Here is a 15072-nt window from a genome sequence, read left to right on the forward strand (position 1 = left end):
AACGGCCGGGTCCGCTGGGGCCCGGCCGTTGCCGTGTCCGTACCGGGGTGGGTCAGGAGAGTTCGATGACGAGGAAGGCGGCGAGCAGCGCCAGGACCAGGATGCCGCCGGCGACGACCGGTGCCATCCCGCTGCCGGTGGGCAGTTCGCCGGCGGTGATCGCGCGGCGGCTCTGCCGGTAGCGGACGGCGCCGAAGACGAGCCCGGCGACGGCGACGACGGTGAGGATGACCCCGGCCTCCAGTCCGCCCCGCCCGCCGAACTTGGCCGCGGCGAGTCCGAGTACCAGTACGCCGAGGGCGGAGCGCAGCCACGACAGGTACGTGCGCTCGTTGGCCAGGTGGTCGCGCCAGGCGGCGGACTGGTCGGGCATGGCCCCATGCTGCCATCGCGGCCCGCCCACCGGGCCGCGATCACGGGGGCGCTGGCAGAATCGTCGTCGATCCCCAGACCGCGAGGAGCGTCGCACCGCCATGGCCGAGTACGCGATCCTGCTGTTGCCGTCCCTCAACCGGGTGTACTCGGGCACGGCGGTGACGTTGACCCGTCGGGAACTGGCGGTGCTCGACGCGACCGTGCTGGGCGGCAAGCTGACCGACGTCGCGGAGACCGAGATCGCCGGCGTGCCGTACGTGACGTTCGGGGCGGCGGAGCTGACCGACACCGACCTGGCGTACCTGGCGAACCTGTCGTCGCGGTACGCGATGTTCGAGCGGGTCGGTGACCTGCTGCGGCCGGTCACGACGGCGCCGCTGGACCTGTTCCCGTCCGACCTGCTGACGATCCTGAAGTACCCGGGGAAGACGAACGAGCAGTTCACCAAGCTCCTGCTGAACGTCACGGCGCTGTCCACGGACCGACCCGGCGACCTGCTGGCGCGCAAGCTGCGGGTGCTGGACCCGATGTGCGGCCGCGGCACCACCCTCAACCAGGCCCTCATGTACGGGCTGCCGGTGGCCGGGGTGGACATCGACGGCAAGGACATCGACCAGTACGCGGCGTTCCTGAAGACGTGGCTGCGGGGGAACCGGATCAAGCATCTGGCGCGCAGTGCGCCGATCCGGCGCAACCGGGCCGTACTCGGCCGGCGGTTCGACGTGGAGCTGGCGCCGACGAAGGAAGCGTACAAGGCGGGCGAGCTGATCACGCTGACCGCCATCGCCGGCGACACCGTCCACATCGGACAGTTCTTCCGGCACCGCACCTTCGACGTACTGGTGGCCGACGCGCCGTACGGGGTGGCGCACGGCAGCCACGGGCGTACGGTGTCGCGCAGTCCGGTGGAGCTGATCGCCGCGGCCGCGCCGAGCTGGGCCGACCTGCTGCGGCCGGGCGGCGCGCTGGGGCTGTCGTTCAACACGCACGTGGCGCGGCGTTCCGACCTGGCCGAGATCCTCACCGGCGCGGGGCTCACGGTGCTGGACGGCCCGGCGTACCAGGGATTCGAGCACCGGGTGGACCAGGCCATCGTGCGTGACCTGCTCGTGGCCCGTCGCGACTAGTCTTCTCAGGCGTGTATACCGGTACCGCGCTGTTCGACGTCCTGCTGCCCGACGGCACCAACTCGCTGAAGGCGAAGCGGTCGTACGTGCGGCCCGTCGTCGCCGCGCTGCGCAAGCTGGACGTGGCCGTCGCCGAGGTGGGTGACCAGGACGTGCACCGCCGCAGCCAGTTGGGGGTGGCGGCGGTGTCCGGCGACAGTGGCCATCTCGCCGAGATCCTGGACGCCTGCGAGCGTTTGGTCGCCGGTCGCCCCGAGCTGGAGCTGCTGTCCGTGCGCCGGCGCGTCCGCGGCGACGAGGACTGACGATCACGGGACCGCGGCGGTGGGCGGCCGGGCCGGGGCCTCGTCGGGCTCGGCCGGCAGCGTACGCAGGCGGGGGACCGGGCTGGGGACCAGGAACAGGACGCCCGCCAGCGCGCCCACGGTGGCGATCCACAGCGCGGGGCGCAGGCCGAGCAGGCTGCCGGCGGCACCACCGAGCAGCGACCCGAGCGGGCGTACGCCGTAGTTGACCGCCTGGTACGCGCCGGACACCCGGGCCCGCAGCCGCGGCGGTACGGTCGCCGCCATCACCGCGCCGATCGCGATGTCCAGCAGCATCACGCCCAGCCCGGAGCCGAACTCCGAGCCGAACACCAGCCCCACCGCGCCCGGTCCGGGCCCCGCGGCCAACGGTACGAGCAGCAGCGGTGCCGGGAACAGCACCGTACCGAGGACGAGGACGGGGCCGACACCGAGGCGGCGGGTGAGCGGGCCGGCGACGGCGGAACCGAGCAGCGCACCCACCGCGCCGGCACCCAGGACGACGCCGAGGGTGCCGGGACGGATGCCGAGCTGGCGCGTGGCGTACAGGGTGAACAGGGCGATGAACATGAAGTTGAACAGGTTCACCGTCGCGGTCGCGGCGAGCAGCGCCCGCATCACCGGCGACCGCCGCAGGTACGCCAGGCCGGCGGTGACGGCGCCCCGGCGGGCCGGTTCGGTGGGCGGCTCGGTGGCCCGGATCCCGCTCAACGCCACCGCGGACACCAGGAACGACGCCGCGTCGACGAGTACCGCGAAGGGTGCGGTGAGCACCTGGACGAGGATGCCGCCGAGGCTCGGACCCGCCAGGTTCGAGAACGCGCGGCTGCCGTGGATGGCGGACTGGGCGGCGACGTACCGCTCGGTGGGGACGACCGCGACGAACAGGCTGGCGTCCGCGACGGAGAACCAGACCCCGAGCGCGCCCACCCCGAACGCCACCAGGTACAGCTGCGGCAGGCCGAGTACGCCGAACAGGGCGGCGACCGGCACGCTGCACAGGAGCACGGCGCGGGCCAGGTCGGTGACGAGCATGGTCCGGCGGCGGCGCCCGTGCCGGTCGCTCCACGAGCCCGCGTACAGGGAGAACAGCAGGCTGGGCAGCATGCCGGCGGCGGTCAGCAGGCCCATCGCGCCCGGCCCGGCACGCAGTACCAGGACGGCGGTGAGCGGCAGCGCGAGCGTGGACACCTGGTCGCCGAACAGCGAGACGGTGTGGCTGGCCCACAGCCGGCGGAAGTCCCGACCGGCGAACAGCCCGCCGGGTCTCATGCGTCCTCGTCCGGCAGCGGATAGGCCACCTGCAGGTACGACACGGCGCGGGCGCCGGCGGGCCGCGTCTCGGCGTTCTCGCCGCGCCCCGCGTACTCGGCGAAGAGGGCGTCGACGCGACCGGTCAGCTCGGACAGTTCGGCGGGGGTGAGCCAGAGCAGGGCGTCGCCGAGGGCCGCGGCCTGCTGCCAGTCGGCCGGTTCGGTCTCGCGGTCGTCGATCCAGCGCAGCACGCCGCGCAGCCAGTGCTCGGCGAGCACCGCGTCGAGGTTGCCGGACGCCTCGGCCAGGTCGGGGTCGTCGGCGAGGTGCGGCCAGCGGGTGGCGCGGGCGGTGGCCTGCCAGGGCCGTTGCCGCCCCGTACCGCCGCCGGCCTCCTCGACCAGCCCGTACTTGGCGAGCTGGCGCAGGTGGAACGAGCAGCTCGCGGACGACTCGCCCAGCAGCTGCCCGGCGCGGGTGGCGGTGAGCGGGCCCTCCCGGCGCAGCAGGCCGACGAGGGCGAGCCGCAGCGGGTGGGCGAGGGCGCGCAGCGCGCGCGGATCGGTGAGATCGACGACGGGTTCCGACATGATGCCAACATAGCTTTCCAAAGTACTCTTTGCAAAGAGTACTTGGCATGTAGTACGGATGACCCGGGGCGACGCGGCCGTTCGCCGGCTTTCCCAGTACTGTCGAAGGGTTCGCACGAAGCGCAGGAGGAATCATGACGGACCCCGCCCGGGTGCGCCGGTACGCCGAACGGATCAAGGAGCTGGTCGCGTCCGCCCTGCGCAAGCAGGTCAAGGACCCGCGGCTCGGCATGATCACCATCACCGACTCCCGGATCACCGCCGACCTGCGCGAAGCGACGCTCTACTACACGGTCCTCGGCGACCCGACCGAGCAGGCCGCCACCACCGCCGCCCTGGCCAGCGCGAACGGTCTGCTCCGCAGCATCGTCGGCAAGCGGCTCGGGCTGCGGTTCGCGCCGACGCTGACGTTCGTCACCGACGAGGTACCGGAGCAGGCGCAGCACATCGAGGACCTGCTGGCCGCCGCCCGCGCCGCGGACGCCGACGTGCAGCGCCAGGCCGCCGCCGCGGACTACGCCGGCGAGGCCCAGCCGTACAAGGTGGACGAGGACGAGGACGAGGAGGCCGCCGAGGAGGCGGACCTCACCGACGCCCCGCGTACCGGCGGGTCGGCGTGACGGCGGCACCGGAGACGACGACCTCGGGCATCGCGGAGGCCGACTGGGCCACGGCCGTCGAGGCCATCGGGCAGGCCGACTCGATCCTGCTGGCCTGCCACCTGAACCCGGACGGCGACGCGCTCGGCTCGATGCTCGCCGCCGGGCTCGGCCTGGCACAGCTCGGGCGGCCGGTGCAGGCCAGCTTCCCCAGCCCGTTCGAGCTGTCCGGGGTGCTCGCCGACCTGCCCGGCCGCGAGCTGCTCGTCCCCGCCGACCAGGCCGACGCCGCGCCCGACCTGCTCGTCACGTTCGACGCGGGCAGCGCCGACCGGCTCGGCGACCTGCGCGACCGGCTCGACACCGCCGGCCGCGCGCTGGTGCTCGACCACCACGCGTCCAACACCCGGTTCGGCACGCTCAACCTGGTCGACGCGGGCGCCGCCGCCACCGGCGTACTCGTGGACCAGTTGCTGACCCGTCTCGGCGCCCGGCTCACCCCCGAGATCGCCGAGTGCCTGTACGTCGCGGTCTCCACCGACACCGGATCCTTCAAGTACCAGGCGACCACGCCGTCGGTGCACGAGCTCGCCGCCCGCCTGCTCGCCACCGGCATCGACCACGCCGGCCTCAGCCGCCGGCTGTACGACACGCGTCCGTTCGGCGCCGTCCGCCTGCTCGGCGAGGTCCTCGCCCGCGCCACCCGCGACACCACCGGCGCCGGCCTCGTCGCCTCGTACGCGACGCTCGACGACCTGGCCCGGCACGGCCAGCGCCCAGAGTCGCTGGAGAGCGTCATCGACGTGCTGCGTACGGCGGAGGAGGCGGAGGTCGCCTGCGTCGCCAAGCAGCTCGGCCCCGACGAGTGGGCGGTGTCGCTGCGCAGCAAGGGCGGCGTCGACGTGAGCCGGGTGGCGGTCGCCCTCGGCGGCGGCGGCCACCGGTACGCGGCGGGTTTCACCGGCCACGGCAGCGCCGACGACGTCCTCGCCGCCGTGCGTACCGAACTGGCCCGCGCCTGACGCCGGCCCGGGCCCGACCTGTGCTGGCTTGCGCCTGATCGGTGCTGCCTGCCCGCGCCCGACCCGTCCCGCGGCTGACGGCGGCCCGCGCCTGACGCCGGCCCGTGCGTGACCCCGGCCCGTGCGTGACCCCGGCCCGTGCCTGACGCCGGCCCGTGCCTGACGGCGGCCTGGGCCAGAGCCGTGTTGGCTTGACCCGCGGGTACCGGGCGGCGGGGCGGGTGGTGAGTGAGATCCGACGAAGAGGCTGTCGCGGCGGCCCGCTCCGGTCGAGAATCGGAAGACGTGGATCAACAGACACAGGTCGCCGAGACGGCGCCGCCACGCTGGCACGCACCCGCCCGCGTGGTCGGCTTCGTCGGTACGTCCCTGCTGGTCGGATCGTTCCCGTCGTTCTCGTTGCGCTCCACGCTCACCATGATCGGGTTGGGTGGGGCGTTCTTCTGGCTCGGTGTGTCCCGGCGCATGGTCCGCCACCCGGTCGTACGGCACATCGGCCGGGAGGCGGTCTGGTGGATCGTGCCGGTCGTGATGTTCGCCAGCTTCGAACTGGTGAACTTCGCGCTCGGCTCCACGCCGGCCCATCCCACCCTGTCCGCCCTGGCCGACCCCGTACTCCAGCACTACTGGGCGCGGTCGGCGGTGTTCCTCGGCTGGATCACCGGGTTCTGGGCGCTGGTCCGGCGATGAGCGCGACCCGCGTGGCGACGCTCATCGCGTACGCGCTGGCTCTGGCGTTGATCGGGGTCCTGGAGATCGTCGGCCGGCGGGAGGGCTCGCGGGTGCCCACGCTGGCGCAGATCTGCGGCTTCGTCATGCGGTACCGGGTGGGTCGGATCCCGCTGGGTCGGGTGGCGCTGCTCGGTTTCTGGTGGTGGGTGGGTTTCCACTTCTTCGCCCGCTGAGCCGGCACCCGCGACCGCGCCGCGATTTCCCGTATTGCGGGAACTCGTGGGCGCACAGTGGAATGAACGTTAACTTAGGTCGGACGCGCGCCACCACGGTGCGCGCCCGACGGCTCACCCGGAGCCGACCATCCGTCGGTTCCCTCCGTGCCGTGGTGCCGCCCGACCGGCAAGACGGGTGATCCCCGCCCACCGGCCGCCGGCGTACGACATCGTGTTTCACGGAGGGGGTTCGTCATGAGCGGCGAGCAGAACCGGACCACCGAGCAGGAGCGGGACGAGGAGCGCCGCGAGGCGCAGCGGGCGCTGCAGCGTTCGCTGGAGAGCCGCTGGTAGGTGCCGTTGCGGGTGACCGTGCTGGGCAGTTGCGGTGCCTGGCCCGAGGCGGGCCGGGCCTGTTCCGGGTTCCTCGTCGAAGCCGGCGGTCGGCGCCTCGTCGTCGACCTGGGATACGGCACGGCGCCCCGCCTGTCGGCCGCAGTACCGGTCGAGACGCTGTCCGCGGTGGTCGTCACGCACGCGCACCCGGACCACTGGATCGACCTGCACGCGCTGTTCCGCGCGCGGTACTACGGGCATCGCGGCACCGGCCTGCCCCCGCTCCCGGTGTACCTGCCGGCCGGGCTCACCGAGCTGCTCGTCGCCCTGGAAGGCGAGGGCGGGCCGGAGCCGCTGCGCGAGACGTTCACGGTGCGGGAGTACGCGGCGGGTGAGGTGGTGGACCTCGACGGTCTGCGCGTCGCGCTGGTGCCGCTGCCGCACTACGTGCCGAACATGGGCGTACGGGTCGAGGGCGACGGCGCGGTCTTCGCGTACACGGGGGACACCGGGCCGGCGGCGGAGGTGGCCGATCTGGGCGCCGGTGCCGACCTGTTCGCGGTGGACGCCACGTTCCAGGACCGGCCGGTGGCGACGGTGACGCCGGCCCCGCGGTACAACCTGACGGCGCGGGAGGCGGGGTTGTTCGCGGCGCGGGCGATGGCGCATCGCCTGCTGTTGACCCATTTCTGGCCGGGTGCGGACCGGCACCGGTCCCGCGCCGAGGCGGCGGGGAGCTACGACGGCGAGATCCTGCTCGCGGACGAGGGGCTCGTGATCCCGCTGACGTAACGGGTGTCGGGGCTTCCGCTGATTACACCGACCGTGCCAGTATGGGCGCGTGAGCACCCTGACGGCGCGGAGTTCCGACGCCCGCGGCATCGTGACGCTGGCCCTGCCGGCGCTCGTCGTGCTCGCCGCCGAGCCGCTGTACGTGCTGGTCGACACCGCCGTGGTCGGCCACCTCGGCAAGGTGCAGCTCGCCGGCCTCGCGCTCGGTGGCACGATCCTGTCCGTCGCCGCCGCCCTCGCCAACTTCCTCGCGTACGGGACGACCGGCCGCGCCGCCCGGCGGTACGGGGCGGGTGACCGGCCCGGTGCGGTCGCCGAGGGTGTCCAGGCGTCGTGGCTGGCGCTCGGCTTCGGCGTCGCGTTCGTGCTGCTGGCCCAGGTACTCGCCGGGCCGGTGACCCGGCTGCTCGCCGGGGACGGCCCGGACGGTGCCGCGATCGCCGCGGGTGCCGCCCAGTGGCTGCGGATCGCGTCGTTCGGGGTGCCGGGCGTACTGCTCGCGCTGGCGGGCAACGGCTGGATGCGCGGCGTACAGGACACCCGCCGCCCGCTGGTGTTCGTACTCGGCGCGAACCTGCTGTCCGCCGCCCTCGGCCCCGTCCTCGTGTACGGCGCGGGTCTCGGCCTGGTCGGCTCGGCGATGGCGAACGTGACCGCGCAGACGCTGTCCGCGGCGCTGTTCGTCGCCGCACTGCTGAGCGAACGGACCGCGCTGCGCCCGCACCCGGACGTCCTGCGCGCCCAGCTCGCCGTCGGCCGCGACCTCGTCCTGCGGACGCTGTCGATGCAGCTCTGCTTCACCTCGGCGGCGGCCGTCGCCGCGCGGTTCGGTGCCGCGTCGGTCGGCGCACACCAGATCGCCCTGCAACTGTGGAACTTCTGCGCCCTGCTGCTCGACTCGGTGGCCGTGGCCGCGCAGTCGTTGGTGGGCGCCGACCTCGGTGCGGGCCGGGTGGCCGAGGCGAGGCACACCGCGCGGCGGATCGGCCTCGCCGGCGCCGTCTGCGGTACCGGCCTCGCGGTCCTCATCGGCGCCGGCGCCCCCGTACTGCCGGCGGTGTTCTCCGGCGACGCCGCCGTACACCACCAGGCGATGCTGGCATGGCCGTGGTTCGTCGGCCTGCTGCCGTTCGCGGGCGTCGTGTTCGCGCTGGACGGTGTCCTGATCGGCGCCGGCGACGTCGGCTACCTGCGGAACCTGACGCTCGTCTCGACGCTGTGCGGCTTCCTGCCCGCCGTCTGGCTGGCGTACGCGCTGGACCTGGGGTTGGGCGGGGTGTGGGCCGGGCTCGCCGTCTTCATCCTGGTCCGTTTCGCCCTCATCGTGGTACGCGCGGTCCGCGGCCGCTGGGCCGTCGCCGGCGCCCGCTGATCAGCGGCAGGTGTCGCTGATCGACATGTCGTGCTTCGGGTCGTACAGCGCGTCGGGGTCCTCGTCGTCGGCGACCGGATCCGCGGACGGGTCGACCTGCGGCGGCGGCTTGAGCAGGTTCCGGTCGGCGGCGGCGCAGTCCATCCCGTACGTGTAGTACGTCGAGCGGCCGGGCCAGAGGCCGAGGCTGCCGTCGGCCACGTCGCTGCCCGGCGGGTAGAAGCGCCACTCGATGTGGTCGTGCCGGACGACGGGATGCGGCGCCTTCGCGAAGGCGTACACCCAGACGTAGTTGCTGGTGACGACGAGGAGGCGGCGACCGCGGTCGTCCGTACCGGCGCGCACGGTCATGCTGCCGCGTACCCGGGGCGGCGCGGTGGCGAGCGTGCTGCCGGGCGCGAGCCGTACGCCGAGGTAGCCGGCCGTGACTCCGCGGCGTACCTGGGCGCGCGCGTCCGGCGCGACGAGTGCGAGCAGGCCGGTCGCGTTGTGGTCGACGAGCATCCGGTGTTCGAGGTGCCCGCGGACCAGCGCGGTACGCACGGTCGTGAGGTCGGCGGCCACCTGCGCGGCGGTGAGTCCGGCGGTGGCGTGCGCGGTGGGCACGACGATCCCGTCGGCACCCTTCGCGTACGAGGCGGCGGGGGTGCCGGCGAACGGGTCGTGGGGCCGGTCGCCCGCGGTGTCGGCCAGGACGTCGGGTGACGCGGTCGAACGGTTGGGGCGGAAGGCGTCGCGCACCGCGTCGCGCTGGTACCAGCCGACGACGGCGAGGAGGGCGACCGCGACGACGGCGACGACGACGCCAGGCGAGCGCGGTCGTACGACGAACCGGACGGGGGCGAGCAGGACGCGGCCGAGCCTGCGTCGGCGGTGGGCGCGCAGGGCGCGGCGTTCGGCCCGCCGCCACCAGTCGTCGTCGGGTTCGGTGGGCACGGCGGACCTCTCTGCGCGTCTTTCCTTGGGGGGCAAGCGATTCTCTCGGTGCCGGGCCGGCCCGGGGGTCGGCCGGTCGTCCCATGATCGTTCAGCCGTTCGGCCAGCGGCGCGGATCGGTACGCGGGTGGATTCCTCTTCCGATATGGCGTTTCTGCGCCGAATGCACTGTAATGGGCTTCGTCACTTAGTGCCCGAAGACGGGAGGAAAGGTGAAACTTCCCAACAACAGACCCGGGTGGGCCCGGCGGATGCTGGTCGTGGCGGCGGGCGCGCTGGTCGCCGCCGCGGCCGCGTTCGGACCGGGCGCCCCGGCCCAGGCCGCGCCCGGCGGGCTCGCCGGCGTCGACGTCTCGCACTACCAGGGCTCGATCGACTGGGGCGCGGTGAATTCGAGCGGCATCGCCTTCGCGTACATCAAGGCGACCGAGGGGACCACGGTCGTCGACTCGGCCTTCGCGGCGAACTACGTCGGCGCGCACGACGCCGGCGTGATCCGCGGGGCGTACCACTTCGCGCGCCCCGGCAGCTCCTCCGGTGCGGACCAGGCGAACTACTTCGCCGACCACGGCGGCGCCTGGTCCGCCGACAACCTGACCCTGCCCGGCGCCGTCGACCTGGAGGTCGCGAACTGCGACGGGCTGTCCCCGTCGGCGATGGTGAGCTGGATCAGCGACTTCACCGGCACGTACAAGTCGCGGACGGGTCGGGACGCGGTCATCTACACGACCGCCTCGTGGTGGTCGTCGTGCACCGGCGGCAGTACCGCGTTCGGCTCGACCAACCCGATGTGGGTCGCCCACTGGGGAGTGAGCAGCCCGAGCATGCCGGCAGGCTGGGGCGGGTACACGTTCTGGCAGTGGTCGGACTCCGGCTCGGTCGGCGGCATCCCGGCGACCGTCGACCAGGACGTGTTCAACGGTTCCGCGGACCGGTTGCTGGCCCTCGCCAACAACACGGCGTGAACGGCGCCGGCGGGGCCGTACGCGTACGGCCCCGCCGGGGCTGGGAAAAAATGACGCACCGTACTGCGAAAACTACGTGTTTGCCGGGCTCTCGCACTGGAAACTGAAGCCGTGACGAGTGGTTGGTCCTGATTCGCCCCTCCGGGGTGGAGCCAGGCACGAGGAGGTCGACGGCAACGATGAGCCAGGCCCAGACAGCGGCGACTGTGGACGCGGGAACGATCCGCAAGGCGGTTCTCGCGTCATCCATAGGTAACGCGACCGAGTGGTACGACTACGGGGTCTTCACCTCGGGCGTCATCGCCGCGACGATCGGCACGGTCTTCTTCCCCTCCGACAGCGGCAGCGCGGTGTTGAAGTCGCTGGCGCTGCTGGCGGTGGGGTTCATCGTGCGGCCGTTCGGTGGCGCGTTCTTCGGGCCGTTGGGCGACAAGCTGGGCCGGCAGAAGGTCCTTGCGATCACGATCCTGCTGATGTCCGGCTGTACGTTCCTCGTCGGCTGCCTGCCGACGTACTCCGGCCCGTACAGCATCGGCATCGCGGCACCGATCCTGGTCCTGCTGCTGCGGCTGATCCAGGGCTTCTCCACGGGCGGGGAGTACGGTGGCGCCGCCACGTTCATCGCCGAGTACGCGCCGACGAGGCGACGCGGCTTCTTCGGCAGCTTCCTGGAGGCCGGCACGCTCTCCGGGTACATCCTGGGCAACGTCGTGGTGCTCGCCGTGACGCTCGGCTTCTCGTCGAGCCAGATCGAGTCGTGGGCCTGGCGGATCCCGTTCTTCATCGCGCTGCCGCTCGGCCTGATCGGTCTGTACCTGCGGTCCAAGCTGGAGGACACCCCGGAGTTCCAGCGGCTGGAGAAGGCGGGGGAGAAGGCCGAGAAGGCGCCGATCGTCGAGACGCTGGTGCGCAACTGGCGGATGATCCTCAACCTCATCGGCATCGTCATCCTGCTGAACATCGCCGACTACATGCTGCTGACCACGATGCCCAGCTACTTCACCAACACGCTGAAGATCGGTGACACCCAGTCCACGTTGATCATCATCGCGGTCGAGGTGATCCAGCTGTCGCTGATCGCCCCGCTGGGTGCGCTGTCCGACCGGGTCGGCCGCAAACCGTTGCTGCTCACCGCCGCGATCGGGTTCCTGCTGCTGAGCTGGCCGTCGCTGAAGCTGATGCAGTCCGGGAACGTGGCGCTGTTGTTCGTCGGCTTCCTCATCGTGGCCCTGCTCCTGGTACTCATGCTCGCGGTGATCGGCTCGACGTTCCCGGCGATGTTCCCGACCCGCGTGCGGTACGGTTCGTTCGCCATCGGGTACAACCTGTCGACGTCGCTGTTCGGCGGTACCTGCGGCTGGGTCGTCACCCTGCTGATCGAGAAGACCGGCAACAACGACTGGCCCGCGTACTACCTGATGGCGGCGGCGGCCATCGCGCTGGTGCCGATCATCCGGATCCCGGAGACGGCCCGGGTACCGATGGCCCAGATCAACGAGAACTCGGTCGGGCCGCAGCTCGCCCCCGTCGCCCAGTGAGGGCGTCGATCGCCTACTGAGACACCGAACGCGCCCCGCACCGTACTGGTGCGGGGCGCGTTCGTCGTTGCTCGGCTTTCGATGCGGCCACCCGGCTCGGCGGTGCACCTCGGGCGTCGTCGGTCCGGCGCCGCCCGGTGGTCGGGCGCCCGACGTGTCAGGCGCCGACGTGTCAGGCGTGCTGCGTGGCCTCGGCCGGCTCGGCGATCTCGATCTGCTCGGCACCCCGCGAAGCGAAGTGCCGCCGGGACCATGCGGCCAGTCCACCGGCCACCATCACGGCGATGCCGGTTTCCACAATCAGCGCTGTCAACACCATGGCTTCCTCCTCGGGGTCTCGGGCCGATCCCGCCTAGTCGGGTGTTCGGCTGGTCGGGAGGCCAACTGCCTCCGTCACCACTATCGCGCGGAAAGCCCGGAAAATCAGCCTCGGGTGACCCAGGTGACCCGGTGACGTGGAGCACCGCTGCCGGAGGGGCGTCGCCGGCCGCTGCATCCCTTGCACAGCACCGGTTTCCGGGCTTCCGGTACGCCGCCCGACGGCGCCCGCGCGGTGGCCTCTAAGCTCGTCGCTCGTGGAGACGGCGGGTTTCGTGGTGGTCGACAAACCGGCGGGGATGACCTCGCACGACGTGGTGTCCCGGCTGCGCCGGCTGGCGCGTACCCGGCGGGTCGGGCACGCCGGCACGCTGGACCCGATGGCCACCGGCGTACTGGTGCTCGCGGTCGGCCGCGCCACCCGGCTGCTGACGTACGTGACGGGTTGCGACAAGGCGTACGAGGCGACGGTGCGGTTGGGCCGTTCGACGGTCACCGACGACGCGGAGGGTGAGCCCACCGGCGGTGCGCCGGCCGACGCCGTCACCGACGACGCGGTACGCGCGGCCCTGGTTCCGCTGACCGGCGAGATCCGGCAGGTGCCGAGCGCGGTGAGCGCCATCAAGATCAACGGCGAGCGGGCGTACAAGCGGGTCCGGGCGGGCGACACGGTCGAGCTGCCGGCCCGCCCGGTCACGGTGTCCCGGCTGGACGTGCACGCCATGCGCCGGGAGCCGGACGGCCTGCTCGACGTGGACGTCACCGTCGAGTGCTCCTCCGGCACGTACGTGCGGGCCATCGCGCGGGACCTGGGTGCCGCGCTCGGTGTGGGCGGGCACCTGACCGCGCTGCGGCGTACCCGGGTGGGCGGGTTCACCCTGGCCGAGGCCCGCACGCTGGACGAGCTGGCCGATCTCGACGACCCGGTGACGCTGCCGATGGCCGCGGCGGCGGCGCGGATCCTGCCCGGCCGCGAGGTCGACGCCGCGGCCGCCCGTACTGTCGCGCACGGTGGGCCGCTGCCGCCGAGCGGCCTCACCGGCCCGTACGCGGTCTACGGTCCGGGCGACCGGCTGCTCGCCGTCGTCGCCGAACGCGACGGCCGCGCCAGGCCCGAGATCGTGCTCACCACACCCGACGAGCTCGTCTGAGCGTTGAGTACCGTGAAGGGGTTTGCGGGGCGGTGAGTGCCGCCCGCGACACGCCGAGTTGGGGAGGGCGCGTGCAGCGCTGGCGAGGGGTGGACGCGGCGCCGCCCGGTTGGGGTCGGTCCGTCGTCACGATCGGGGTGTTCGACGGCGTGCACCGCGGACACCAGGCGATCATCGAACACACCGTGGAACTGGCCCGGAAGTACGGGGTGGCCAGCGTGGTGATCAGCTTCGACCCGCACCCGGCCGAGGTGGTCCGGCCGGGCAGTCACCCGGCGGTGCTGACCGACCCGGACCGCAAGGCGGAGCTGGTCGAGCGGCTCGGCGTGGACGTGTTCTGCCTGCTGCCGTTCACGGTGGAGTTCAGCAAGCTGTCGCCGGAGACGTTCGTGCACGACGTGCTGGTGGAGCACCTGCACGCGGCGGCCGTCGTGGTGGGGGAGAACTTCCGGTTCGGGCACAAGGCGGCGGGCACCGTGGCGCTGCTCGGCGAGCTGGGCCGCAAGTTCGGGTTCACGGTCGAGGGCGCGCCGCTGATCGCCGACAACGACACCGTCTTCTCCTCGACGTACATCCGGTCGTGCATCGACGCGGGGGACGTCGGGGCGGCCGCGGTGGCGCTGGGTCGGCCGCACCGGCTGGGCGGCGTGGTGGTCCGCGGTGACCGGCGCGGCCGGCTGCTCGGCTTCCCCACGGCGAACGTGTTGTGCCCGCCCCGGGCGGCGATCCCCGCCGACGGGGTGTACGCGGGCTGGCTGCGCCGGGACGCCGCGGCCGACCGGTTGCCGGCCGCGATCAGCATCGGCACCAACCCGCAGTTCTCCGGCAAGGACCGCCGCGTCGAGGCGTACGTCCTGGACTTCGACGGCGATCTGTACGGCGAGCGCGTCGAACTCGACGTCATCGCCCGGCTGCGCCCGATGCGCCGGTTCGACGCGGTCGAGACGCTGGTGGCGCAGATCGAGGCGGACACCAGGGAGACCCGCCGGGTGCTCGGTCTCTGACCACCGGCGGGATGCCGGGTCCGGCCCGGTTCGGGCGGCTCGGTCCGCGTGCCGGTCGGGGCCGTCCCGGGCCCGACTGGTACCGTTGGGTCGCACACCGTGTCCAGCGGTGTGGTCCCGTATGCCTGCACGGCGCCGTGGGTGCGGGACCGGCTCAGTACCACCCGTTCCGGGTGGGCGGGGCCGTCGACCAAGGCGAAGAACCGGAACCAAAGGGAGAACATGGCGCTCGACGTCGAGACCCGCCGCACGATCATCACCGACTACGCCACCGAGGAGGGCGACACCGGTTCGCCCGAGGTGCAGGTCGCGCTGCTGACCAAGCGGATCCAGGACCTCACCGAACACCTCAAGGAGCACAAGCACGACCACCACAGCCGTCGTGGTCTGCTGCAGCTCGTCGGCCGTCGCCGCAAGCTGCTGAAGTACCTGCAGCGCAAGGACATCGCCCGCTACCGGTCGCTGATCGAGCGGCTCGGCCTGCGGCGTTGAGGTAGTTGA

The 15072-nt window shown here is 72.6% G+C and carries 18 protein-coding genes; 13 read left to right on the forward strand and 5 right to left on the reverse strand.

Translation table 11 applies throughout. The features are described from left to right. Positions 1–52: 52 nt before the first annotated feature. Positions 53–373 (reverse strand): YidH family protein, encoded by a 321-nt coding sequence (locus Aru02nite_RS00345; protein WP_203653928.1) that lies wholly within the window; start codon positions 371–373, stop codon positions 53–55. 100 nt (positions 374–473) lie between these two features. Between Aru02nite_RS00345 and Aru02nite_RS00350 the strand changes: the two genes are divergently transcribed. Further along, positions 474–1502 (forward strand): TRM11 family SAM-dependent methyltransferase, encoded by a 1029-nt coding sequence (locus Aru02nite_RS00350; RefSeq protein ID WP_203653930.1) that lies wholly within the window; start codon positions 474–476, stop codon positions 1500–1502. A gap of 11 nt (positions 1503–1513) precedes the next feature. Then, positions 1514–1807 carry a DUF503 domain-containing protein gene (locus Aru02nite_RS00355; protein WP_203653932.1) on the forward strand — a complete coding sequence of 98 codons (294 nt, stop codon included), beginning with the start codon at positions 1514–1516 and terminating at the stop codon, positions 1805–1807. Positions 1808–1810: 3 nt separating this feature from the next. Here Aru02nite_RS00355 and Aru02nite_RS00360 read toward each other — a convergent pair whose 3' ends face one another. Both Aru02nite_RS00360 and Aru02nite_RS00365 read right to left on the reverse strand, forming a co-directional pair. Further along, complete coding sequence (locus tag Aru02nite_RS00360) at positions 1811–3079, reverse strand: MFS transporter (RefSeq protein ID WP_203653934.1); 1269 nt, start codon at positions 3077–3079, stop codon at positions 1811–1813. Beyond that, a complete protein-coding gene (locus Aru02nite_RS00365) occupies positions 3076–3651 on the reverse strand; it encodes a winged helix-turn-helix domain-containing protein (RefSeq protein WP_203653936.1) in 576 nt (191 codons plus the stop codon). The genes Aru02nite_RS00360 and Aru02nite_RS00365 overlap by 4 nt, the downstream gene beginning before the upstream one ends. Before the next feature lie 134 nt (positions 3652–3785). Between Aru02nite_RS00365 and rbfA the strand changes: the two genes are divergently transcribed. From rbfA to Aru02nite_RS00395, 6 genes are all read left to right on the forward strand, one after another. After that, positions 3786–4271 carry a 30S ribosome-binding factor RbfA gene (gene rbfA, locus Aru02nite_RS00370; protein WP_203653938.1) on the forward strand — a complete coding sequence of 162 codons (486 nt, stop codon included), beginning with the start codon at positions 3786–3788 and terminating at the stop codon, positions 4269–4271. Beyond that, entirely contained in the window at positions 4268–5272 is a 1005-nt protein-coding gene (locus Aru02nite_RS00375; RefSeq protein ID WP_203653940.1) for a DHH family phosphoesterase, read from the forward strand. Before rbfA ends, Aru02nite_RS00375 begins: the two co-directional genes overlap by 4 nt. 285 nt (positions 5273–5557) lie before the next feature. Further along, the gene (locus Aru02nite_RS00380) at positions 5558–5962 is read left to right on the forward strand and encodes a hypothetical protein (protein ID WP_203653942.1); all 405 of its coding nucleotides are present in this window, start codon (positions 5558–5560) and stop codon (positions 5960–5962) included. Beyond that, positions 5959–6177, forward strand: a complete 219-nt coding sequence (locus Aru02nite_RS00385) for a DUF6186 family protein (protein ID WP_203653944.1) — start codon at positions 5959–5961, stop codon at positions 6175–6177. The genes Aru02nite_RS00380 and Aru02nite_RS00385 overlap by 4 nt, the downstream gene beginning before the upstream one ends. 348 nt (positions 6178–6525) lie before the next feature. After that, a complete protein-coding gene (locus tag Aru02nite_RS00390; RefSeq protein WP_239076219.1) occupies positions 6526–7287 on the forward strand; it encodes an MBL fold metallo-hydrolase in 762 nt (253 codons plus the stop codon). 49 nt (positions 7288–7336) lie between these two features. Next, entirely contained in the window at positions 7337–8659 is a 1323-nt protein-coding gene (locus Aru02nite_RS00395) for an MATE family efflux transporter (RefSeq protein ID WP_203653948.1), read from the forward strand. On the opposite strand, the gene Aru02nite_RS00400 is transcribed toward Aru02nite_RS00395, so the two are convergent. Then, positions 8660–9595, reverse strand: a complete 936-nt coding sequence (locus Aru02nite_RS00400) for a hypothetical protein (RefSeq protein WP_203653949.1) — start codon at positions 9593–9595, stop codon at positions 8660–8662. It abuts the gene before it with no gap. Between the two features lie 212 nt (positions 9596–9807). Here Aru02nite_RS00400 and Aru02nite_RS00405 point away from each other — a divergent pair, with 212 nt between their 5' ends. Continuing rightward, positions 9808–10560, forward strand: a complete 753-nt coding sequence (locus Aru02nite_RS00405) for a GH25 family lysozyme (protein WP_239076221.1) — start codon at positions 9808–9810, stop codon at positions 10558–10560. Positions 10561–10739: 179 nt separating this feature from the next. After that, entirely contained in the window at positions 10740–12098 is a 1359-nt protein-coding gene (locus Aru02nite_RS00410; RefSeq protein ID WP_203653950.1) for an MFS transporter, read from the forward strand. Positions 12099–12270: 172 nt separating this feature from the next. On the opposite strand, the gene Aru02nite_RS00415 is transcribed toward Aru02nite_RS00410, so the two are convergent. Then, positions 12271–12417 (reverse strand): hypothetical protein, encoded by a 147-nt coding sequence (locus tag Aru02nite_RS00415; RefSeq protein ID WP_203653951.1) that lies wholly within the window; start codon positions 12415–12417, stop codon positions 12271–12273. 256 nt (positions 12418–12673) lie between these two features. On the opposite strand from Aru02nite_RS00415, the gene truB reads away from it, so the two are divergent. The 3 genes from truB (at position 12674) to rpsO (ending at position 15063) form a co-directional block, all read left to right on the forward strand. Beyond that, complete coding sequence (truB, locus tag Aru02nite_RS00420; protein WP_203653952.1) at positions 12674–13567, forward strand: tRNA pseudouridine(55) synthase TruB; 894 nt, start codon at positions 12674–12676, stop codon at positions 13565–13567. Positions 13568–13638: 71 nt separating this feature from the next. Further along, positions 13639–14571 (forward strand): bifunctional riboflavin kinase/FAD synthetase, encoded by a 933-nt coding sequence (locus Aru02nite_RS00425; protein WP_203653953.1) that lies wholly within the window; start codon positions 13639–13641, stop codon positions 14569–14571. 222 nt (positions 14572–14793) lie between these two features. Continuing rightward, positions 14794–15063, forward strand: a complete 270-nt coding sequence (gene rpsO / locus Aru02nite_RS00430) for a 30S ribosomal protein S15 (RefSeq protein WP_203653954.1) — start codon at positions 14794–14796, stop codon at positions 15061–15063. Positions 15064–15072 lie beyond the last annotated feature (9 nt).

Origin of the sequence: Actinocatenispora rupis (genome assembly GCF_016861975.1) — a bacterium.
Lineage (GTDB): Bacteria > Actinomycetota > Actinomycetes > Mycobacteriales > Micromonosporaceae > Actinocatenispora > Actinocatenispora rupis.